The following is a 22,372-nucleotide window of genomic DNA, read 5'->3' on the forward strand; positions in this document are numbered from 1 at the left end:
GGGCTGGATCCACTTCTACAATCACCACAGGCGACACTCCGCGATCGGAGCCCCACCCATCAGCAGGATCGAAAGCAACCTGCCTGGACATCACATCTAGGTCACACCCGTGGGGGACTGCGGTGGCTGATGTTCGCCGTTTCGGCGACTGTCGCTACGGGTGTGCTCATCGGCGCGGGACTTGTCGGGGTCGCGCCCGCGCCTCCTGCCGCCGCAATCGAAACAGTCCAGACGGAGGTCTCGTCCACAGCGGTGGACAGCTCGATCGTTAAGGCCGCGGATCTCAGCCAGTTCAAGCCCGGAAACATCATCAGCGATGCGGTCTTCTTCAATTCCGCGACGATGACAGAGGCGCAAATCCAGTCCTTCCTCGAGTCGAAGGTCTCCTCGTGTAGGTCGGGCTACACCTGTCTCAAGGACTACTACGTCCAGACGCGTTCGATCGCTGCTGATCCGATGTGCGGGGCGTACTCCGGCGGCGGCATGGAGCGGGCTTCCCGCGTGATCTACAAGGTTGCGCAGGCTTGCGGGATCAATCCGCAGGTCATCATCGTCATGCTCCAGAAGGAACAGGGACTCATCACATCGACGGCCCCGAGTTCGTGGGCCTATCAGGCCGCAATGGGCCAGGGGTGCCCTGATACGGCCGCGTGTGACACCGCGTACTACGGTCTGTTCAACCAGGTCTACGGGGGCGCACGGCAGATGAAGCGGTACGCAAACCCGCCTGGCACGAGCAACTACTTCACGTGGTACGCGCCAGGGAAGACCTGGAACGTGCAGTACCACCCCAATACTTCGTGCGGCCGGGGCGCCGTGCTCATCGAGAACCAGGCGACCGCGAACCTCTACTACTACACGCCATACCAGCCCAACGCCGCTGCGTTGTCGGCGGGATACGGGCTGGGTGACGGTTGCTCGTCGTATGGCAACCGCAACTTCTTCAACTACTTCACGGATTGGTTTGGCTCCACCCAGGTCGCCTACAAGCTGCTTATATCGAGGGGCGCGGACATCTACCTCGTTAGCGGCGCGACGCGGTACCACATCACCGCGGATGATTGGCCCGCATTCAGCCAGGCGCTCGGGTCTGCAGTCGCGGTTGGTGATCAGCTGTTTGGCGCCCTTGTCGACGGGGGCCAGGCGTCGCGGTTCATTCGCAACACCAGCACGGGCGAGATCTCGTACATCGACGGCGGGTCGATTCATCGGTTCGCCACGTGTGATCTTGTCGCCCTGTGGGGCGGTTCCTGTGCCAGCCTTACCCAACTTGCGTCGCAAGACTTCACGCAGTTCAAGAAGTCCAGCGAGATGACCGAGTTCGCGCGCACGACGACAGGTGGCCGGATCCATTCTCTGACGGCATCCACCCTCGTGCCGTATTACGATGCCGCAGCGGTCACGTACTTCACCGGCAAAAAGAACCCATATGCAGCGGTGCTTAGCGCTGCTGCCCTCGCGAGCCGGAAGGTGAGCTATGTCCGGTTTGTGCCATCGACATTGGTGTTCACGAACGCTGGCCCGGACGTATATCTTCCGCAGAGTGACGGTCGGCTGCTGCGCGTCCCGACGTGGGCGGTGACGAGTGATCTTGGCCTTGGTCAATCGGCGCGCCGTGTACCCCAGTCCGCTCTCTCTCGCTACGGCAAGCCGGTGGATCTGACTCGCTTCGTCAGCTGCGGTGATGCTACGGCATACGGTTCCGGAGGGACGCTTTATCGTGTGAAGGACGCGGGCGGATTCTCCGTCACGGCCCTCGACGAGGGCACGTGCGCGAAACTTCGCGTCTCGTCGAGCGCCGCGGGTGAGTTGTTTGTGAAGACATCCAGTTCTCCCGACGTTTACCAGGCTACGAAGGGTGAGCTGCGCTACGTACCATCGATGAGTCGACTCGTTGCGCTGGCGGGATCAGCCTCGCCGCGGATCCTGACGATTTCGGCGTCCGCGTTCAAAGCATTCACGATCGGTTCGCCGTACACGATCCCGGCTGACGAGCTCCACGCCTTTGCTGTGGGACAGTTCGTCGTGGGCACATCGAGTCCCAAGGTGTGGTTGCCGACGCAGGATGGTCGTTTGCTCTATCTTCCGAGTTGGGACATCGCAGACGCTCTGGGTATACGGGCGACGGCGACCCGGGTGTCCGATTCCACTCTGTCTGGGTACCGGACTTCCGATTCGCTTGGATGGTTCATCACCTGTGACGGTGTCGTCTCATACGTGAGTGGCGGCAAACGGTACCCAGCGGCCGGAGCCGAAGAGTTTGCGAGCGTCTCACTTGACGAATCTCTGTGTGCACTTCTCCCTGCCGCATGGGAAGATCCTCGCCCGATCTTCATCAAGTCGGCGACACGCCCTGCGGTCTATCACCTCGTGGACGGCGTGCGCCGCTACATCCCGACGATGGCCCGACTCACCGAGCTGAGTGGTACGACGGCGCCGACGATTCTCACGGTGTCGGCCGCGGCCCTCAGCGCCTATGCGGAGGGTGACCAGTACTTCACGACGGGAGAACTCATCAAGTCTCCGAGTTCCCCCGAGGTATACCTGTTCGACGGCGAGAAGTTCCACTACGTCCCGGCGTTCTCGCGGGTGGAGGCGCTCGGATTGTCCACACGTGTAAGAACAGTTAACAGTTGGCGATCGCCGACGGGAAGCGACTCACTGTCGACAACGGTGGTTTGCGATGACACTGTTTACGAACCCCGCGGGGGCGTCCTCTATTCCGCGGGAAGAGCAGCGAAGTCCTCGGACACGGTACTCGGTAGCGCATTGTGTTCGGCTCTGTCCAAGGTCTCCTGAGCCGTCGCTCCTGATTCGCCCTGATTTTCGCCCCGTTCGCTCCCTGCGAAGGAGGCAGCTACGCGAGGTTCATCTTCGGACGAATGCGATCATCCAGACCCATGGCGGGGGAGCTCGGTGGCGAAGAACACAGATCGCCGAGTTCGAGAAGGCGAACGAGATCCTGCCGTCAGCGAGCGTGCCTCTTCAGTCGATTGATCTCGGCCTGTGCCTCGCTCGAGGTTTCCTCACCGACGTCATGCCCCTGCGTCGTTGGCTGGAACGTCGCCGCTACAGCCTTGGGGAAACCCTTTTTCCCATAGCGCCGGATAGGAACGAAACTCAGGGTGAATCGCTCCTGACGATTCAGTCGTTGCTGCGCCCGCGCATGACATCGACCGACCTTGTCGGGATGGTCAGAATGCCCAGGAAGAGACCGGCCATGATCGTCTGGGCCCCGAGGATCATCATGAGAGCTGCCGGGACAGCGACTCGTACGGTATCGGCCGCGTCGAGTGGCCCGTAGCCCTGGCTGCCCCAGGCGGCGAGCTGGATGATGAGTCCGATCAAACCGATGAGGAAGAGTCCGAAGCCCACCAGCGCGAGCGCCTCGAGTGTCATCCGCTTCGCGAGCCAGGTGAAATTTCGGCCGCGAGGTAGTCGGAAGCCCTCTCGCTCTGCATACAGCTTCGTCAACACCCCGAAGAGGATGGACTGGTACCCGACGGTGGCGAGAGCGGCGAGGTAGACCTGGCTGGCTATGTCCAAACCAACCGGGCCGATTCTCGCAGGGCCGAGGAGCAGTGCCAGTGAGCCGCCGATGCCAAGAACGAGGGCGATGAGCCCAGGGATCAGGAACAGCCAGTTCGGACTGAAAATGAGGAGGAAACGCAGGTGGCGCCAGCCGTCTCGCCAGCTGCGAAGATGCGGGGGACGACTGCGACCGTCCTTCGAGAGCGTCGTGGGAACTTCGCTGACTCGCAGTCCGGCCAACGTGGACTTGACCACCATCTCGCTCGCGTATTCCATACCAGTCGTGCACAGCTCTAGATCGAGGATGGATTGGCGATTGTAACCGCGTAGCCCGCAATGGAAGTCGCGGATCGGCGAGCGAAAGAGGATGCGCCCAATCCATGTCAGTACGGGGTTTCCCAGATACTTGTGGAGCGGTGGCATCGCGCCCGGTTCGATCCCGCCGAGGAATCGATTGCCCATGACCAGGTCGTCGCCGGCTCGAAGTCGCTCGAGGAAAGGATCGAGAGAAGTGAAGTCGTAGCTGTCGTCGGCGTCCCCCATGATCACATAATCGCCTGCAGCGGCTTCACTTCCGCCGATGAGCGCCGCACCGTATCCCTTCACGGGCACGTCGACCACTCGGGCGCCGTGCGACCGGGCGATCTCCTGAGAGCCGTCGGTGCTGCCGTTATCGGCTATCAGCACCTCCCCGTTCACGCCGGACCGGTCGAGGTATCCTTTCGCCTTGTCGATGCAGACCGCGAGCGTCTCAGCCTCGTTGAGGCAGGGCATAAGGATGGTGAGCTCGGTGTGGGGAATAGTCATCGGGGCCTTCGAGTCGATGCAAACCTCATGATCCTACCCGACACGCTCCCTCCTACTCGGCCGCAGACTGATCGCTGCCAGTAGGGCAGCAGAAAGGATCATCGCCGAACCAGCCCCGATGACGGCACCCACTGCGCCGCCGAGCCCGATGCTTGCGCCGATCATTATCGTCAATCCGACAAGAGTGGACGTACCGGTTGCGAGGGTGGATATACGTGCGCGCCCGATGGCTGCTAGGTAGGCGCTGAGAAAGACTGAGAGCGAGAATCCAAAGACGGCGACCATCAAGCCCTGAGCGAGAGGTACCGCTCCGGCGAAGTCCTGACCGAAAACGATCGGCAGCACCCACGGCAGGACGGTGATGACAACGACAACACCTGCCCCAAGCAGAACGGTTAGCGTGAGTGTGGCTCGTCGAATGCTACGCGTGCGATCGGCGTGCGGCAGCTGAGACCACTGAGCGAACCGGGGCAGCAGAGCTGGAGTCACCGCTTGCGCGAGCATGGACAACGGTGTCGCGAGAGAAAGTGCTGCGGCGAAGAGACCCGCGCGTGCGGGACTGTCGAAGACAGCCGCGAAGACCATCGAGACCTGCATGATGCCGTTCGTCGCGATGAGGCCAAGCGATGACCATATGAGAAAGTGCGCCAGTGCTTGGGCGGGCGCAGGCCGTTCCTCACCGTTGCGCCTGCGCGCCGCTCGCCGCGCGCCGACCAGGCTCGCGAGGGCGAAAGCCCCGTAGCCGATCACCGCTGGTGCCAGTACCAGAGGTGTCATATGAGTCGAGATGACGGATACGAGCAGCACGAGGGAGAGCGCGCCCGTGACGCTGTCCCACACCGCAACCGCCGGCACCTGGCGCATGCCGAAGCGAACGCCCCGGCCGAAGATATACCAGGACCAACTCATGGTCAGCGCGGCGACCATGAGCGAAGCTGCTCCGTCGCCTCCGAGAAGGTGAGCCGTGACCAGAGCGACAGCGCCGAGAATCGCGCTCATCCACACCATCATGATGGTGAGCGTCTTTATGGTCACGCTTCCCGTCTGGCCTGTTCCGCCGAATGCCGCCGCGGCATTGCCCGCTGCGGTCGGCCCCAGGAGCGAAAGTAGAATCGACACAGCGAAAGCGGTGTTCGTGGCAGCGAGAACGTCGGCGCCCAGCAGACGCCCGACGATCACCGTGTAGGCGAAGCGTGACGCCCCTTGTGCGATGGTTCCTATGGTCGAGAGGACCGAGTCCCGCACTGCTGAGCCGGAGTCGGTCATGGTGGCCAATGTTACCGAAGGAGAGGAGCGGGATGAGCGAGAGCGAACGCGTCGACATCATGTTGCCGTTCTACGGCCGGGAGGATCATTTTCGCGAAGCTGTCGCGAGCGTGCTGGCACAAGACAGCGACCGATGGCGTCTCGTCGTCATCGATGACGCGTACCCCGACCGTGCACCCTTTGATTGGGCGGCGTCAGTCGCTGACAGCAGAGTCGAAGTGATCCGCCACGAGGTGAATCTCGGGATCAACAGATCGTTTCAGGAGTGTCTTGAACGATCGAGCGCAAAATGGGTCACGATCTTCGGGTGCGACGATCTGATGCATCCGCGTTATGTCACACGGATCTTGGAGCTCGCCAAGCGATATCCGCATGCGGGGCTGCTTCATCCAGGTACCGAGATCATCGATGCCGAGGGGCGTCCCACGCGATCACTCGTCGATACCGCTAAGGCGTTTTACAGGCCGCGTGGGCCGAAGCCGCTGCAGCTCTCCGGAGAGGATATGGCGGTGAGCCTGACTCGCGGGAACTGGATGAACTTTCCGGCCATCGCCTGGAACGGTGAGCTGGCGCGTCGCATCGGGTTTTCGCCCGGGTACGACGTGGTACAGGACCTTGCCCTCGCACTTGACGTCTGCGAACAGGGCGGCTCGCTCGTCCTGGACGATGATGTCGTCTTCTCGTATCGAAGGCATGCCACCAGCGTTTCATCGTGGAAGGCAGTGGACGGGAGCCGGTTTGTTGAGGAGTCGGCATACTTCGGACATCTTGCTGATCGCTTTTTTGCCAGCGGATGGCGCCGTGCTGCACGTGCTGCGCGCCGGCATCTCTCTAGCCGCATAAACGCGCTTACGACGGTCCCTGCCGCTCTCATTGGCAGAGATACGCGGGGTGCCGGCGTCTTGCTGCGCCATGCTTTGCGGCCCTGAACCCCCAGCCACGATGAACACCGGTCCTAGTCCGGGGGGCTCACCACTTCCCAGAGGATGATGTCAGTCGACGCGACCGGAAGACTGTTCAATTTGACGAGGCAGCGCTGGTCCAGATCCGCTGCGGAGTCAGACGCGACATACTGAACATTCTCCTGTGCGAACTCCGAGCATGCATCGAAAGTGACTTGGATCTGGTCCGGATACGGATTGGTAATCACAGGTGCGCCGGGGCCGGGTACCCATGACACACCCGCGAGTCGGTCCCACTCGAAGGCGTATGTCGATGTGGGATCGATCTGTTCCCACATCTCGGCGGAGGGTGCCCCCTGGAAACCGTTGTATGCCGTGACGCCGCTTTCGAGCACCAGGGCAGTGCTCAGTCTGTCTCCGACGGCGACCCATGTTCCAGGATGTTGGTCGTTGATTTGCATGATCGCTTGGGCGGGCGCGGTGTCACGCAGATCGAACACGCCACGGTACAGCGGATTCACGCCAAAAGAACCGATCAGTCCGACCGCTGCGAGTGCGGCCATCGCGACAATCGGCCACGCGCGACCGACTGCGAGTATGACAAGAGCAGACACAATCGTGATGAACCACCATGGCCCCGAGAGCTGCAGCAGATCCGGTGCATTCACGGCAAGGCCGCCCGCTATCGCGGCCTGACTAGCTATGAAGGCAGCTGTGCCGAGAGCCGCAACTAGCCATCCGGGGCGGTTTTTCCGCGAGAGCATTCCCAGCAACAGGATCACGACGACGAACGACCCGAAACCCAAACCGATGCGCGCGCGCACCGGCGTCGAGCGGTCAAGGAGCAGGAGGTGCGCGACAGCATCCCAGCCGGGTATCACGATAAAGGCAAGGAGCACGATTCCACCCACTACCGCGAGCAGAAGCGGCCACACGTCGGCTCGGCGCGACCGCCAGGCTTTCACGACAACCCAAACGATCACGGGAAGAAGGAACACCGCGGGCAGGAAGAACGTCGCTGACTCGGAGGCGTTGCCGTCGAGGAATCGCCCTGCATTTCGCAGCGAACCTGTGAAAGACGATCCGAAGAGTGCCGCGATTGACTGCAAAGACGCGCCCAGCCCGGTCGGAACCAAGCGCTCTCCGGGATAGGCAGTAGACAGAAAGGCGGTTACCGTGCTCCACCGCGTGATGAGCCAGACAATGAGGATCATTCCAGCTACGACCCCGCCTATAAGCAACGGCACCAGCCTCATGATCACGGTGGGCCACCGAAGGCCGGGCGCAGCCGCGATCGCCATTCCGATCGCGGTGAGCGCCGTAATGATGACGACGGGAACGATGAAGGGGACGTAGATGCCCATCGCCATCACCACCGTGAGATACATGATGACCGATGCCCAGATCCAGCGATGCCACGATCGTGAGGTGCGCAGTGACCATCTCACCGCGGCGAGGGTGGCAAACCCCCAGGCGAGTGGCCACAGCGTGGTCTGCAAGAACCACCACTGCAGGAAGGGGCTTGCGGAGACGGCTACGGCACTGAGGGCGGCGAGGAGCGGCCGGCGCGGCATCTCCACGGCGGCAAAGGTGTAGGTGGCAATGGCGACACCGAGTAGTGGGAGCCACCACTTCCACGCTTGCCCGTGATCGACGTCAAGGAACTGAAAGCCCCAGAGGTGGGGGCGAAAGACGGCGCTCCAGTCAATTCGGGGGAGATCCTGGGGTATGGTCGCATCCATCCCCCCCGGGAAGGTGCCGTTGATAACGGGGAGCCCCTGTTGCACCTGGGCGATCGCCCAGACCGTCTGTACATTCCATTCATCGGTTCGGATAAGGTTTGGTGCGCCGAAGAGCAGCGCGGGGTCGGAGCCCGCGTACATCATTGCGAAGAACGCGCCAGACGATGTGCCGTTGATCGCTGTAGTGACGAGGATCGCGAAGATCACGCAGAACAGTGCGGCTCCGCTTCCGAGAACCCGGGCCCGAGGCAGATCGTCGTCGGTGGGGGCGGTGAATCTCGTCCACCACTCGAAGAGTCGGTTCGGCACTCCGTTCAGCTCTCACCTGCCAGGTAGCGGCGAAGCGACTCATTCCAGTCTGCCGGCGCGTACCCGGTCTTTCGGATCTTGGCGAGGTCCAGGGTGCTGTTGCGCGGTCGGGGAGCGACCGGAGCAGTTGACGACGCGAAGTACTCGTCGGTCGATATGCCGGTGATACGAGCAGAGTCGTGGCCGGTTACTTCAAAGACCTGCGCAGCGATATCAGCCCACGTGCTCGGTTGCCCCGAGCCGGTGAGGTTGTAGGTGCCAGACACCGCGTCGGTGTCCAGAAGGTGGCGGATTCCTGCCGCGAGATCGTCGGTAAAGGTGAGTCGTCCGGTCTGGTCGTTGACGACGCGGGGGTCGATGCCGCGCTGCGCGAGCGAGGCCATGATGCGGACGAAGTTCTTGCCGTCGCCGATGACCCAGCTGGTGCGGATGATGTAGTGGCGAGGTACGGTGGCGACGATGGCGTCGGCTGCTGCTTTGGTTTGCCCGTAGACGCCGAGCGGACTCAGGGGTTCACCCTCGGTGTAGGGGGTGTCGGATGCGCCGTCGTAGACGTAGTCGCTGGAGACGTGGACGAGGGTGATGCCATTCTCCGTCGCGATGCGCGCCAACGCGGTGACGGCGGTGACGTTCGCTGCCCATGCGTCGCGGCGCCCGTCGGGAGTTTCGGCGGTGTCGACGGCGGTGTAGGCGGCGGCGTTGATGATCGTGCCGTAGTCGCGCCAGCGGCGGGCCGTGGCGAGGTCGGGGCCGGTCAGGTCAAGGTCGTCGCGGGTGGTGTAGTCGATGTGCGAGGCGTCACCGAACTCCGCGCGCAGGGCGCGGCCGAGTTGTCCGTTCGCGCCCGTGACGAGGATCTTCCGGGGTCCGATCGGTGTCACATCGGCCAGGCGCGGATGCTTCTTGTCTTTCTCGCTGATCTCGACCTGGTCGAGGGGGATCGGCCAGTCGATCGCGGCGGTCTCGTCAGCGAGGTTGAGGAAGCTGTAGGTGGCGGTCGGGGACCAGTGGTCGTTGACGAGATACGTGTAGGCGGTGTCGGGCTCAAGGGTCTGGTACGAGTTGCCGACGCCGCGGGGCACGAAGATCGCGCGGGACGGGTCGAGTTCGGTCGTGTAGACGGCGCCGAAGGTAGGGCCTTCCCGCAGGTCGACCCACGCGCCGAAGATGCGTCCGGTGGCGACCGAGACCCACTTGTCCCACGGCTCTGCATGGATGCCGCGCGTGGTGCCGACGGCGTCGTTGAACGAGATGTTGTTCTGCACCGGACCAAAATCGGGCAGGCCCAGCGCGGTCATCTTCTCCCGCTGCCAGTTCTCCTTGAACCAGCCCCGGGGATCCCCGTGCACGGGAAGATCGAACACGACCAGCCCAGGGACCGGGGTCTCGGTCACCGCCAACGGTTTGCCGTACTCCGTCATCACTGACCCTTGGTGGCGTAGAACGCCTCAACACCGTCTTTGGACGGCGCCCACCACGATTCGTTGGCGCGGTACCAGTCGATCGTCGCGGCAAGGCCGGCCTCAAAGTCCTGGAACCGGGGCGCCCACCCCAGTTCAGTGCGGAGTTTGGTGGAGTCGATCGCGTACCGCAGGTCGTGACCGGCCCGATCGGTGACGTGGTCGTAAGCGTCAGCATCCTGACCCATCAGAGTAAGGATCAACTCGACCACGGTCTTGTTGTTCTTCTCACCGTCAGCGCCGATCAGGTATGTCTGCCCGATCTCACCCTTCTCCAGGATCGTGAGAACCGCTGAGGAATGGTCATCGGCGTGGATCCAGTCCCGCACGTTCTCGCCCGCCCCATACAGTTTGGGACGGATGCCGCGAATCACGTTCGTGATCTGCCGCGGAATGAACTTCTCCACATGCTGATAGGGCCCGTAATTGTTCGAGCAGTTGGAGATCGTTGCTTGCACCCCGAAGCTACGCACCCAGGCGCGCACGAGAAGGTCGCTGCCGGCTTTGGTAGACGAATACGGCGACGACGGGTTATACGGAGTGTGCTCGGTGAACCGCTCCGGGTCATCCAACTCCAAATCCCCATACACCTCGTCGGTGGAGATGTGGTGGAACCGGGTCCCGTACTTACGGGCAGCCTCAAGCAGCGTGTACGTGCCGATGATGTTCGTGTCCAGGAACGGACGCGGGTCGTGCAGCGAGTTGTCGTTGTGAGACTCCGCCGCGTAGTGGACCACTGCGTCAGCCTCTGCCACCAGAGGATCAACCGTCTCCGCATCCGCGATATCACCGACGACCAGCCGCACGCGGTCATCGGGGAGACCTTCAAGCGAGGCCCGGTTACCCGCATACGTCAGCTTGTCGAGCACCACCACGTTGTCGTCAGTGTGCTCAATCACATGGTGAACAAAATTCGACCCAATGAACCCAGCACCACCAGTGACTAGAAGCGTACGCATGCAACAAAGACTATCTGGAGCGGATGAGAGCACCCTGGCTTGGCCGACCGAGCGCGATCGATCAGACTGGTACGCATGAAGGGCATCATTCTTGCCGGAGGCACGGGTTCGCGGCTGCATCCGGTCACTCTCGGCGTCTCAAAGCAGCTCGTCCCGGTCTACGACAAGCCGATGATCTATTACCCGCTGTCGACGCTCATACTCGCCGGCATCCGCGAGATTCTGGTGATCACGACCCCGCACGATGCGGATCAGTTCACGCGACTACTGGGGGACGGCTCACAGTTCGGTGTATCGATCACCTACCGAACACAGCCATCGCCCGACGGTCTCGCCCAGGCGTTCATCCTTGGTGAGGATCACATCGGCACCGACAGTGTTGCTCTCGTTCTTGGCGACAACATCTTCTACGGACCGGGAATGGGCACGCGTCTTCGTCGCTATCACGACCTGACCGGCGGCGTAGTCTTCGGATACTGGGTCGATGACCCAACCGCGTATGGGGTTGTCGAATTCGACGCCGGCGGGCGGGTCGTCTCGCTCGAGGAGAAGCCTGAGACGCCTAAGAGCCACTATGCAGTGCCCGGGCTGTATTTCTACGACAACGATGTTGTGGATATCGCCAAAGAGCTCAAGCCCTCGCCGCGTGGCGAGCTCGAGATCACGGACGTTAACCGGGAGTACCTCGAGAGGGGATCGCTTCAGGTCGAGTTGCTGCCGCGAGGCACGGCATGGTTGGACACGGGTACGTTTGACTCGCTCAGCGAAGCGACCGAGTTCATTCGCACTGTTCAAAAACGCCAGGGGCTCTCAATCGGAGCACCTGAAGAGGTCGCCTGGCGAATGGGCTTCCTCACCGACGACGAGCTCCGCGAACGCGCTATGCCCTTGGTCAAGAGCGGCTATGGCGCCTACCTTCTCAAGGTTCTTGAATATGGAAAGCAGTAGGATCGCCGCTTGATGATTCGGGTCTCGGAGATTCCGGGCCCGTCACGAACGGTGGTCAGGTGACGCAACCTCAGATCTTCCCCACAGGCGGACGACGCCTGCTTGTCTATGTCGTTTGGGACAGGCGCGGAGGCGTCGAGGATTTCGTACTCTTCACACTCGCGGGGCTGAGAACACATTCCGACCGCATCCTGGTCGTCGTCAACGGCAGCTTGGACAACGGGGGGCGCGCTGCGCTGGAAGAGGTCTGCGATGAGATACTCGTGCGTCCAAATGTCGGCTTCGACATCTGGGCACACAAGCACGCTATTGACCACCTCGGCGAAGCCATCAACGAGTATGACGAAGTCGTCTTCGCGAACGACACGTGGTACGGCCCGGTGCGCCCGTTCGATCCCGTATTTGAACGTATGGATGCGGAGCCAATCGATTTCTGGGGGATGACCGATCACGCGCGCGAAGAGCCGAATCCGTTCACGCGGAAGGGGGTGATGCACTACCACCTGCAGTCGTTCTGGATCGCGGTGCGACGGCGCATGCTGGAGTCATCACAATGGCGTGATTACTGGCGCGACCTTCCGAGCATGCCGGGCTACTTCGATGCTGTACTCAAACATGAAGTCGTGTTCACGCATGCCTTTGAAAGCCAGGGGTTCACCCACGGGGTGGCTTTCCCCAGCGAGGACTATCCGACAGATCACCCAGCGTTGTTCAACGCGGATCTGCTTCTTGATGCCGGTTGCCCGCTGATCAAGCGGCGGCCATTCTTCCACTACCCACCATTCCTCGACCGTCACGCCGTTATCGGTCGGGATCTGCTCAGCAGGGTCGCCGGGTACGGCTATCCGGTGGAGAACATCCTCTCCAACCTTGCGAGAAACGTCGCACCACGGACATTGAACGCTGATCTGGCCATGCTGGAGGTGCTCCCCGATGCCCCGGTGAAGCTTCAAGCGAGGCCGCGCCTACTTGTCGCACTGCACGTTTCCGACGCAGCAGCGGCGGGAGCGCTTCTCGACCGGCTGTCAGCCATAACCGAAGCTTTCGAGCTTGTCGTGACGGTCGCCTCGTCAACCGACGCGGAATCGGTCCGGGAGGCGCTGCGAAACAGGGACGATCCAAGGATGACGTCCGCAGAGGTCCGCGCGCTTCCTCCCAACGATGGACGCGATATCGCGGCGTTGTTTGTCGGCCTGGCTGACGTGCTGGCACGAGAGGACCTGGACCTGATCGTGCGTGTCCACACGATGAAGATGGGTACCTCCACCCAGAACGCGCGACGGTACTTTCAGAGCCAACAGGTCGATAACATCATCGACTCACCTGGCTACTTCTCCAACCTGCTGGCCCTCTTCGAATCTGAACCGGGCCTCGGTGTCGTCTTTCCGCCAACCGTGCACATCGGCTATACGCCGCTCGGACGGGGATGGTCGGTCTACGCCAGCGCAGCCGAGCGGTTGTGTAAGCAGTTGCGCGTCCGAGTACCTCTCGATGGGGTGTCCCCGTTGGCGCCCCTGGGAGGAATGATGGTTTTCCGCCCTCGCGCGATGCGGGCACTCACCGCGCACAAGTGGGCCTACGACGACTATCGACGCGCAGGCGCCTCTGGCGGAGCCGATCTTGCTCGTACGCAGGAACGGGTCATCGCAAATGTTGCGGGCGAGTCCGGGTTCCACTGCCGTACGGTCATGACGGAGAGACACGCGGCGCTCAGTCACCTCTCACTCGAGTACACGTTCGACCAATTGGCCTCGACAACGCCCGGCTATCCCGTGGAGCAGATTCAGTTCCTCCACCGCGCGGGATGGATGAGCGCGGCTGGCCCGGGGAGCTTCGCGCGGATGTACCTTCGGTTCAAATACCCGAGGCTAGCTCGTCGCGCCGATCCCGCGCTCGACCTTCTCAGGCGGGTGCTCGTCAAGGTCAAAGCACTGCGTCGCCCTCCTCGTCGGAGTCCCTCACGGGCAGAAGGAGGAAAGCTGTGAGTTCTGAGCGTTTCTCGTCGTCCGCTCCGGTCGTGCACCGCGCGCTCGTTTTCGCGATAACAGACCGACGCGGCGAGATAGACGAAGCCACGGAATACGCCCTGGTGGCTCTGCGCGCCGAGGTGGACTCGATCACGGTGGTAGGCGGGCTTAGTCCCGAGGGTCTCGAGCGCGCGGAGCAGATCGCAGATGACGTGCACTCGTTCGGGGTTCCGGGAGAGGTCGGAGCGACGGCGGCATGGAGCGCAGCGGCGGATCGGCTCAGCGTCACCAGGTTCGATGAGGTGATCTTCACGGGGGACCAATGGCTCGGTCCTGTGGGTCCATTCCCCGCGCTGCTCGACCGGATGACGAGAAGCGAGGCCGCGCTCTGGTCGATGACCGACCGCGCCGATGACACTAGCGATAGCCAAGCGGCCGTAGTGCCTTCGCCCGAGTGGATCGTCGTGCGCCCACACCGGCTCCCGTGGCGGAAGTGGGCGGACTTTCTCTCTCAACAGCCGGCTTGGACCGAACTCGGCGAGGCGATTGCCGGCTGGCTTAGCGATCTCGCACTCACCTGGGAGGCAGCGTTTCCTGGGGTGCGCTTCAACAGCACTGACCCTGCCCTATTCCGCGCCGTTGATCTGGTAGAGGGCGGGTGCCCGATCATCGTCCGCCGGATCTTCACAAGTTTCCCGCCGTTTCTCGACAAACACGCTGTCATCGGCCGCGACGTGTGGGAGGCGATGATCGCTCAGGGATACCCGGGAAGTACCGCTCTCTCATCCCTAGCGCGCAGCGTCGCGCCCAAAGATCTGCACACCAATCTGGGGCTGCATTCGACTCTGTTTCACGACGGGCTCGCGTACGACGAGGACCGACCTCTTCGCGTGGTCGTGATTGCCCACATCTTCTACCCGGACATGACGGACGAGATTCTTGATCTTGCGGAGCGGCTCCCGGGCGAATGCAAACTGGTCGTGACAACACCGGATCGCGCGCGTGCTGATGAGATCGAGCGGACTGTCTCGCTGCGGTGGCCTCGCAGTCGCTGCGAAGTCCGTGTGGTCGCGTCCAACAACGGTCGTGACCAAAGTGCTTTCCTGATCGGGTGTCGCGACATCCTGCTGTCGGGAGAGTTCGACGTCGTCGTAAAGCTCCACTCGAAGAAGACGCCGCAGGATGGCTTCAACGTCGGTCGCCATTTCAAGCAGCAGCAGTTCCTCAATCTTCTGGGCAGTGCAGGCTATGCCGCGAATGTGCTCGCGCTGTTCCAACGCGAGTCCGGCCTCGGTCTTGCGTTCCCTCCGACAATCCACTTCGGTTACCCCACACTTGGGCGAGGATGGTGGTCAAACAAGCCAGGATACGAACGACTCAGTCGAGAACTCGGGATTCGGGTACCCGTGGACGAGATCACGCCGCTCGCCCCATACGGCTCGATGTTCTTCGCCCGACCTGAGGCATTGCGGCTCCTTGTTGAGCACAACTGGAGCTATCAAGACTTCGGAGGCGCCGAAGCTTACCGAGATGGCGGTCTGGCGCACGTGCTGGAGCGTGTACCCGTTTATGCGGCTGCGGAGCTCGGATACCATTCGCGCACGATCGCGACTCCTGAGTACATGGCTGTGAGCCATACATCGCTGGAGTTCAACCTCGACCAGCTGTCTGCGACGATCCCCGGTGATGTCCTGAACCAGATCCGTCTCGTGAAAGGTATGGGCTTCGCCGGCACGGGGACGTTCATCGACTTCGCGCGGATGTACGTGAGCTTGAATCATCCCCACCGGAATCGGACATTTGCGCGGGCTGTGGATAGTCTCAAGAGATGGCGCCGCGCCCTCAGGCGCATCAACCCGTGGATGAGGGCTACCTAGGAGCGGGTTCTTACCATTGTGAAGATCGTGATGACGATGATGGTCCGTGACGAAGCGGACATTATCGCGGCGATGCTCGAGCATCACCGAAGGCAAGGCGTTGACCACATTCTGGTCACTGACAACGGTTCGGTCGACGGAACACGAGAGACGCTCGAGCGATTCGCGCAGACCGGTTTCGTCACGGTCTGGGATGATCCCGTACATCGCAAGCAACAGTCCGAGACCGTGACGAGGATGGCGCGCCTCGCCGCGACCGAGTACGGCGCAGACTGGGTGATAAACGCCGACGCAGACGAGTTCTTTGTTGCGGCGAATGAGACGAGCACTCTGCGCGACGAACTCGGCTGTATCGACGAAACAGTGCCTTACGTCACCGTGGAGGTCGTGAACCTCACGGGCGCGCCGGCCATCGATGGAACGGGGCTGCAGCGACTGATCTACCGTGACCGGAGAGATGCTCAACGGCTGGTCTCGGCGGGAATACCCTTCCATCCGACTGGGGACGCAATTCACCGAGCGCACCCCGAGGTTTCTGTCAGCCAGGGCAATCACTTCGTCTCGGCTGCTGGCTGGGGAGACCCTGCCCCCGAACCTCGTATCGAAGTGCTCCATGTTCCCTGGCGATCGTGGGCGCAATATGAGCGAAAGGTCCGCAACACCGGCGAGTCCTACCGGGCGAACCCGGACCTGCAGCCGAGCCCGCGCCACCACGGGATGCAGGACTTCCGACGTCTGGAGCAAGGCCGTCTCGAAGAGACCTATGTCGCAAAGCACCCCCTCCCTGACGAGATCGCCGACCTGATGGTAGATGCCGAGCTGGTGGAGGATCGACGGCTTGCGCTCATCGCGGCCGAGATGTCTGAAACCCTTGTGCCCGACGTTCTGTATCTGCCCGAACGACAGATCCAACTGGCGCGAGACGGACGTAGGTTCACAGCGATCGAGGCCGAGTACGAGCGTCGCCTGCAGGACCTTCGGGAGTCGCTGGAGGCCGTGCATGCCTCGCTTCACGTGGCGATGCTGGCGGTTGCCGAGGGTAAGACGCACATTGACCAGCGGGATGAGCAGATCGCAGACCTTCGACGACAGCTTGATGCAGCACACCGTAGATTCGCCGTACGCCTCGCAAACCGCGTCGGTTCCTACCTCGCGCCGGTGTGGGGGGTTAGGCGCGGGCGAGGCGACGTCGGCACGGAGTCGGACTAAGCTAACCGGGTGAGTGAGAGCAATGGCGGGGCTGCTCCGGAGCGCTTCGCGAGATTGGCTGAGGCTCCGTTGACAGTAGTCGGAGCACCCGCGATGTCGGGCGCTCGTTCATTCGTGGCACCGGTTCGTGATCTGTTCGGTCATCGGGAGCTGCTCGGCCTTCTGGTCCGACGCGACCTAAAGGCCAAGTACAAGGATTCGGCCCTCGGTTTTCTGTGGTCTCTCGCGCGTCCCCTGATGCAGTTGGCGATCTACTACATCGTCCTCGGTCAGTTTCTGCAAGCTGCAAGGGGAATCCCCGATTTCGCGATCTACATCTTCACTGGACTGACGATCATGGGTCTTTTCTCGGAGACGTTAGTGGGCGCAACGGGAGCTGTCATCGCAAACGCGGCGCTCGTGAAGAAGGTCTATGTCCCGCGCGAGCTGTTTCCGCTTGCGTCGGTCGGGTCCGCGCTCTTTAACTTCTCTATCCAGCTCGGGATTCTGGTTGTTGCGACAATCGTGTCCGGAAGCTTTCCGTGGCACGCGGAGTTGCTCTACGCGATTCCATCGGTGCTGATCGTGCTGATCTATGCCCTGGGGTTCGGGCTCTTCCTCGCGGCCGCGAACGTTTACCTCCGTGATGTTCAGTACCTCGTCGAGGTAGCAATGATGGTGCTCTTCTGGGCTAGTCCGGTGGTCTACTCGTGGCAGATGGTGAGTGAACGCGTGACCAACTCGCTGATCCTGGATCTCTACACGAACAATCCGCTCACGCTTGCAGTGATTGGCTTCCAGCGTGCGTTCTGGCTCGAGTCGGACTCCGTCGCGCAGCCCACCGAGTTGCTGCTGAGGATGACGATCGCCATCCTGGTTGGACTAGTGATCCTTCTCGGCAGCCACCGAATCTTCCTCCGCCTGCAGGGCGATTTCGCACAGGAACTATAGGTCGAACCGTGATGGAAAACCTGCCTGATCGGGTCTCACGTCCCGTCGTGGTCGATGTAGAAGATGTCTCCAAGCGCTTCACCGTACGCAAAGATTCGTCCGTGAAGGAGCGTCTAGTGACGCTGGGGCGCGCCGGGCGTCGCCATCGAGAGGACTTCTGGGCACTGCGTCAGGTGCGTATCGAGATTCGTGCAGGCGAGACGATCGGGCTCATCGGACACAACGGTTCGGGCAAGAGCACCCTGCTGAAAGTGATTGGCGGGGTCATCCAACCTACCTCCGGGTCCGTGCGTCAGCGCGGTCGCGTGGCAGCACTGATCGAACTCGGCGCGGGTTTCCATCCGGACCTCACCGGGCGCGAGAACGTCTACCTCAACGCAGCGCTGCTGGGTCTGTCGAGAGAAGAGACTGACGCTCAGTTCGACGACATCCTCTCGTTTTCCGGAATCGGAGAGTTCATCGATACGCAGGTCAAGTTCTACTCGTCCGGCATGTATGTACGCCTGGCCTTCGCGGTAGCGGTCCACACGGATCCCGACATCCTCCTCGTCGACGAGGTTCTTGCCGTCGGTGATGAAGCTTTCCAACGGAAGTGCCTGGACAAGATCCGTTCGTTTCAAGAAGAAGGCCGCACGATCATCATCGTGAGCCACAGTCTTGGACAGATCACCGAGCTCTGCGATCGTGCGGTATTGATGAATCGGGGTGAGGTTGTCTACCAAGGTGATTCGATGGTCGCGGTGGCGAAGTTTCGCGACATCCTCGAGGGCCGTCGCCGGGATGAAGATGCCGCTCGCACGGGGAGCGCGGATCAGGAGGCCGACGGGCCGGCGGGGAGAGTTCTTCGAACAACGGTGCGCGCAGCAGGTCGCCGCGAGGGCGAGGAGATCCGATTCGGAGACGACCTCATCGTCACGGCGGAAGTGGAGGCCCGGGAAACGCTAACAGACTGGCTCTGCGCAATCCAGATTGACAACACGCTCGGACAGAAGGTCTTCGGCACGGACACCCGCAGGCTCGGCCTTGAGACGCCGCCACTTCGAGGCGTCGCGCGGCTCGAGTTCATCGTCGAGTCGACCACGCTCGGTTCGGGAAAATACTTCGTCAACACCTCGCTCATGGACTCAGCAGGGCGTCACCTCCACGACACGCCTCAGGCGGCCTCGTTTAACACGGAGAACTATGAGCGTATGACGGGGATGGTCCGTAGCGCAGTCAGCGCGTCCCTTCTCGTCGATGAATGATGCCCGACCGGCGCCGTCGAGCGACTGAGCGGAACGCGTCGCGCCCGTCTGCTCGAGCGCATGCGATGAGGTGCCGGGCCCGGGCGTCGAACGAATGGTCGCGGCGTACGAGGCTGACGATGCGGTTCCGCTCGTCTGGGTCGGGCCAGCAGTCGTCGGAAGTGAGGGCCCTCACGAGCTCTTCATCTGACGAATAGGTGCGCACAAGGCCGCCGAAGACCTCCTCGAGACCGGGAACGTCGTCTGAAATGACGCGTGACCCAAGGAAAGTGGCGTCGAAAAGGCGGTTGGACAGGAAGCCCGCGCGGCGCATGTCGTCCCAATGATCGTTCAACACGACGCGTGCGCCCGCATAGACCCCAGGGACCTCCGCGAAGGGGAGATAGTCCGTGCGGATTGCTCTCGCCGGCACGAAGGCCTCCCAATCATGCCCATATACGGCTACATCAGCGCCTACCCGGATTGCGTCAGAGACCACGGGGCGCCTGACGCCACGGGATGTGCCGACAAAGACAATGTCGGCGTCGCGTCGAGCGATAGTCCTGGCTGGATCGAAACGCCTGGCCGAGGCTGCCTGAAGCAGCGGCTCCGCGCCTAGCTCATCGAGGCGCTCCCAGGATGAGCTAGCGGCAAAGATGCGAGTCCATCCCGCATCCGGCTCTGCCGCACTCACCTCGTCGGGATGGCTGATAATCCACAGGTAGTTCACAACTGCCGCGCTCGGACTCCAGCGATGGAGGCCGAGGAGCGAGATTACGACATCCTCGTCGCCGTGCGGGTACGGACTCGGCGCATCCCAGAACTGGACCCGTGCCTCTTGTCCTTGAGTCCTGAGGGCGTCGGCGAGATCATTCGCGAATGCGGTATCTCCCCATCGCTTGGCCGTATCGTCCCCGGGCGCGCTCACCTGGATGGTCCAGTTGAGCTGGCCGCGATACCAGCGAACTCGGCGGCGGACGGCGGTGATCGCTCGTCTGACATACCCCCCCAGAGTACTCACGGGGCATCCGGGGCTGCGATAAATGACACCTGTGGAATTCTACGGGGCCCTCACCCATACACGGGGATGCCGACGCGCGCTCGATAGACTCAAATGTCTGCACCGAGCTCAGCAGATCGGCACGAGCCACGGAACTCGGATGCAGCTAGAAGGTGGATGCATGGATCTGTTGGTGGTCGGCTCGGGCCTGTTCGGTCTGACCGTCGCGGAGCGCGCGGCGGCGGCAGGGCGAAGAGTTACGATCATCGATCGCAGATCTCACCTCGGGGGTAACGCGTTCAGCGAACTGGACTCCGAGACGGGCATCGAAGTCCACAGGTACGGTGCTCACCTTTTCCACACGTCAAACGCAGCGGTGTGGGACTACGTGAATCGCTTCACGGCCTTCACGCGGTATGTCCACCGCGTCTACACGACGCACGCGGGCACGGTGTACCCGCTTCCGATCAATCTCGGCACAATCAATCAGTTCTTCCGTTCCGCGCTGTCGCCCGCCCAGGCGCGTCGGCTGATTACTGAGCAAGCAGCTGAGTTCGACGCGAAGTCGGCTGCCAATCTCGAGCAACGCGCGATATCGCTGATCGGCAGGCCTCTCTACGAGGCTTTCATCCGCGGCTACACGGCGAAGCAATGGCAAACCGATCCACGTGACCTACCCGCGGACATCATCAGCCGGCTACCGGTGCGGTATACGTACGACAACCGGTACTTCAACGATCGGTGGGAAGGCCTCCCGGTTGACGGATACACGGCCTGGCTTGAGCGGATGGCCGACCACCCCCACATTGACGTCCGGCTCAGTACGGATTTCTTCGATCGTGACCAGCCGCTTCACCGTGAGGCAGTGGTGGGGTCGGTTGATGTGGTCTACACGGGTCCGGTGGATGCCTACTTCGGATACGCTGAGGGTCCTCTGACGTGGCGGACTCTCGACTTCGAACGAGAGGTCCTTGATATCCCTGATTTTCAGGGAACAAGCGTCATGAATTACGCCGACGCCGAGGTGCCGTACACGCGGATTCACGAGTTCCGTCACTTCCACCCTGAGCGCTCCGAGCAGTACCCACGAGACCGGACCGTCATCATGCGTGAATTCTCTCGCTTCGCCGAAGGCCCCGATGAGCCTTACTACCCCGTAAACACCTCAGCAGACCGAACGCGGTTGCTCGCTTATCGGCGGCGTGCTGCCCGGGAGACACGCGTGTGGTTCGGGGGCCGATTGGGCACCTACCAATATCTCGACATGCACATGGCGATCGCCTCCGCCTTGGCGCTGTGGAGCAACGAACTGGCATGAGCAGTAACGATTCACCCCCAGTCGTGGGAGCAGGGTCGTCCGTCGCTGCGATCGTGCTCTGCTATCACCCCGATGTTGCTGTGGTGGGCAACGTGCAGGCTCTTCTTCAGCAGGTGTCGCGCGTATTCGTGGTCAACAACTCACCCGACGCGCCGACAGCAGCGACTCTCTCGCCGCTCGCAGGTGACAAGCGGGTCACGCTCATCGATCAAGCGGGCAACGTGGGTGTCGGTGCGGGGTTCAACGTCGGGATGCAGACGGCACTCGACGCGGGTTACCAGTACGTGTGGATCTTCGACCAGGACAGTACGGTGGGCCCGGGCATGCTCGACGCCTTGCTTGCGCACGCGGACCGTCACGGTGCAAGGACTGGTGTCGTCGGCCCCGCCCTTCGCGCGGCCGAGACCGGCAGAGTTTATGACCGCGATCGGGGAGTCGGTGCGCGCGACGTAGATACCCTGATTTCCTCAGGGTCTCTGTTCTCCGCGATGCTTCTTCATGAGGTCGGCCTGCACGACGCCGACCTTTTTATCGACTACGTCGATCACGATATCTGTCTACGCGCCAAGGCTCACGGCTACGTCAACGTCAAGGTCTTCGACACCCTCCTAGATCATCGATTCGGAGACTCGCAGCCTGCCGACATATTTGGTCGGCGAGTTTATCTGGCCAATTACTCACCCCTGCGCCACTTCTACTCGGCTCGCAACCGCATCATCCTTCTGCGGCGGTTCGGGCCGCGAGGCTGGTTCGGGGAAGATCTTCGATACTCGCTCAAGGCGTGGGTGAAGCTGCTGCTGCTTGAGAACGCGAGACGTGCGAAGCTTTCAGCCGCAGCGCGGGGTACGTGGGCTGGTATCCGTTACCCGTCAAGCGCTGGTCGGCGCGGGCGGGCTGGTGTCTCTGTGCCGCCCTCCGGCTAAG

General features: G+C 62.0%; 16 protein-coding genes. 10 read left to right on the plus strand and 6 right to left on the minus strand.

The genetic code is table 11. The features are described from left to right. The first annotated feature begins 129 nt into the window (after positions 1–129). Complete coding sequence (locus AB0O89_RS07565) at positions 130–2,799, plus strand: hypothetical protein (protein ID WP_363495817.1); 2,670 nt, start codon at positions 130–132, stop codon at positions 2,797–2,799. Between the two features lie 345 nt (positions 2,800–3,144). Here AB0O89_RS07565 and AB0O89_RS07570 read toward each other — a convergent pair whose 3' ends face one another. Together AB0O89_RS07570 and AB0O89_RS07575 are read right to left on the minus strand one after the other, a co-directional pair. Beyond that, the gene (locus AB0O89_RS07570; RefSeq protein ID WP_363495820.1) at positions 3,145–4,338 is read right to left on the minus strand and encodes a glycosyltransferase family 2 protein; all 1,194 of its coding nucleotides are present in this window, start codon (positions 4,336–4,338) and stop codon (positions 3,145–3,147) included. Between the two features lie 33 nt (positions 4,339–4,371). Beyond that, positions 4,372–5,604, minus strand: coding sequence for a hypothetical protein (locus tag AB0O89_RS07575; protein ID WP_363495823.1), 1,233 nt, complete (start codon positions 5,602–5,604; stop codon positions 4,372–4,374). 32 nt (positions 5,605–5,636) lie between these two features. On the opposite strand from AB0O89_RS07575, the gene AB0O89_RS07580 reads away from it, so the two are divergent. Next, positions 5,637–6,533, plus strand: a complete 897-nt coding sequence (locus tag AB0O89_RS07580) for a glycosyltransferase (protein WP_363495826.1) — start codon at positions 5,637–5,639, stop codon at positions 6,531–6,533. Positions 6,534–6,559: 26 nt separating this feature from the next. On the opposite strand, the gene AB0O89_RS07585 is transcribed toward AB0O89_RS07580, so the two are convergent. Genes AB0O89_RS07585 through rfbB form a run of 3 tightly spaced genes read right to left on the minus strand, consistent with a single transcriptional unit; the run spans position 6,560 to position 10,976 of the window. Further along, a complete protein-coding gene (locus AB0O89_RS07585) occupies positions 6,560–8,557 on the minus strand; it encodes a hypothetical protein (RefSeq protein WP_363495829.1) in 1,998 nt (665 codons plus the stop codon). Positions 8,558–8,562: 5 nt separating this feature from the next. Then, the gene (locus tag AB0O89_RS07590; protein ID WP_363495832.1) at positions 8,563–9,978 is read right to left on the minus strand and encodes a bifunctional dTDP-4-dehydrorhamnose 3,5-epimerase family protein/NAD(P)-dependent oxidoreductase; all 1,416 of its coding nucleotides are present in this window, start codon (positions 9,976–9,978) and stop codon (positions 8,563–8,565) included. Next, the gene (gene rfbB, locus AB0O89_RS07595) at positions 9,978–10,976 is read right to left on the minus strand and encodes a dTDP-glucose 4,6-dehydratase (RefSeq protein ID WP_363495835.1); all 999 of its coding nucleotides are present in this window, start codon (positions 10,974–10,976) and stop codon (positions 9,978–9,980) included. Before rfbB ends, AB0O89_RS07590 begins: the two co-directional genes overlap by 1 nt. A 75-nt stretch (positions 10,977–11,051) precedes the next feature. On the opposite strand from rfbB, the gene rfbA reads away from it, so the two are divergent. The 6 genes from rfbA to AB0O89_RS07625 all read left to right on the plus strand — a co-directional run bounded on the left by rfbA (position 11,052) and on the right by AB0O89_RS07625 (position 19,151). Next, entirely contained in the window at positions 11,052–11,924 is an 873-nt protein-coding gene (gene rfbA, locus AB0O89_RS07600; RefSeq protein WP_363495838.1) for a glucose-1-phosphate thymidylyltransferase RfbA, read from the plus strand. 59 nt (positions 11,925–11,983) lie between these two features. Next, positions 11,984–13,909, plus strand: coding sequence for a rhamnan synthesis F family protein (locus AB0O89_RS07605; protein ID WP_363495841.1), 1,926 nt, complete (start codon positions 11,984–11,986; stop codon positions 13,907–13,909). 137 nt (positions 13,910–14,046) lie between these two features. Then, on the plus strand, positions 14,047–15,768 hold the full coding sequence (locus AB0O89_RS07610) for a rhamnan synthesis F family protein (RefSeq protein WP_363496213.1): 1,722 nt from the start codon (positions 14,047–14,049) through the stop codon (positions 15,766–15,768). 30 nt (positions 15,769–15,798) lie between these two features. Further along, positions 15,799–16,977 (plus strand): glycosyltransferase family 2 protein, encoded by a 1,179-nt coding sequence (locus tag AB0O89_RS07615; protein WP_363495844.1) that lies wholly within the window; start codon positions 15,799–15,801, stop codon positions 16,975–16,977. 9 nt (positions 16,978–16,986) lie between these two features. Then, positions 16,987–17,907 (plus strand): ABC transporter permease, encoded by a 921-nt coding sequence (locus tag AB0O89_RS07620; RefSeq protein ID WP_363495847.1) that lies wholly within the window; start codon positions 16,987–16,989, stop codon positions 17,905–17,907. 101 nt (positions 17,908–18,008) lie between these two features. Then, positions 18,009–19,151, plus strand: a complete 1,143-nt coding sequence (locus tag AB0O89_RS07625) for an ABC transporter ATP-binding protein (protein ID WP_363495850.1) — start codon at positions 18,009–18,011, stop codon at positions 19,149–19,151. Here the strand turns inward: AB0O89_RS07625 and AB0O89_RS07630 are convergent. After that, positions 19,123–20,151 carry a glycosyltransferase gene (locus AB0O89_RS07630; protein WP_363495853.1) on the minus strand — a complete coding sequence of 343 codons (1,029 nt, stop codon included), beginning with the start codon at positions 20,149–20,151 and terminating at the stop codon, positions 19,123–19,125. The genes AB0O89_RS07625 and AB0O89_RS07630 overlap by 29 nt on opposite strands. Positions 20,152–20,311: 160 nt before the next feature. Between AB0O89_RS07630 and glf the strand changes: the two genes are divergently transcribed. Beyond that, positions 20,312–21,448 carry a UDP-galactopyranose mutase gene (gene glf / locus AB0O89_RS07635; RefSeq protein WP_363495856.1) on the plus strand — a complete coding sequence of 379 codons (1,137 nt, stop codon included), beginning with the start codon at positions 20,312–20,314 and terminating at the stop codon, positions 21,446–21,448. Further along, positions 21,445–22,371, plus strand: a complete 927-nt coding sequence (locus AB0O89_RS07640; RefSeq protein WP_363495859.1) for a glycosyltransferase family 2 protein — start codon at positions 21,445–21,447, stop codon at positions 22,369–22,371. The genes glf and AB0O89_RS07640 overlap by 4 nt, the downstream gene beginning before the upstream one ends. The last annotated feature ends 1 nt before the right edge of the window (position 22,372 follow it).

Origin of the sequence: Microbacterium sp. NPDC076895 (assembly GCF_040687115.1) — a bacterium.
Classification (GTDB): Bacteria; Actinomycetota; Actinomycetes; order Actinomycetales; family Microbacteriaceae; genus Microbacterium.

Excerpts from the sequence above, each read along its gene's own strand:
- rfbA (WP_363495838.1), top strand. The coding sequence starts at position 11,052 with ATGAAGGGCATCATTCTTGCCGGAGGCACGGGTTCGCGGCTGCATCCG.
- rfbB (WP_363495835.1), bottom strand. The coding sequence starts at position 10,976 with ATGCGTACGCTTCTAGTCACTGGTGGTGCTGGGTTCATTGGGTCGAAT.
- AB0O89_RS07570 (WP_363495820.1), bottom strand. The coding sequence starts at position 4,338 with ATGACTATTCCCCACACCGAGCTCACCATCCTTATGCCCTGCCTCAAC.
- AB0O89_RS07615 (WP_363495844.1), top strand. The coding sequence starts at position 15,799 with ATGACGATGATGGTCCGTGACGAAGCGGACATTATCGCGGCGATGCTC.
- AB0O89_RS07590 (WP_363495832.1), bottom strand. The coding sequence starts at position 9,978 with ATGACGGAGTACGGCAAACCGTTGGCGGTGACCGAGACCCCGGTCCCT.
- glf (WP_363495856.1), top strand. The coding sequence starts at position 20,312 with ATGGATCTGTTGGTGGTCGGCTCGGGCCTGTTCGGTCTGACCGTCGCG.
- AB0O89_RS07640 (WP_363495859.1), top strand. The coding sequence starts at position 21,445 with ATGAGCAGTAACGATTCACCCCCAGTCGTGGGAGCAGGGTCGTCCGTC.
- AB0O89_RS07580 (WP_363495826.1), top strand. The coding sequence starts at position 5,637 with ATGAGCGAGAGCGAACGCGTCGACATCATGTTGCCGTTCTACGGCCGG.
- AB0O89_RS07575 (WP_363495823.1), bottom strand. The coding sequence starts at position 5,604 with ATGACCGACTCCGGCTCAGCAGTGCGGGACTCGGTCCTCTCGACCATA.
- AB0O89_RS07565 (WP_363495817.1), top strand. The coding sequence starts at position 130 with ATGTTCGCCGTTTCGGCGACTGTCGCTACGGGTGTGCTCATCGGCGCG.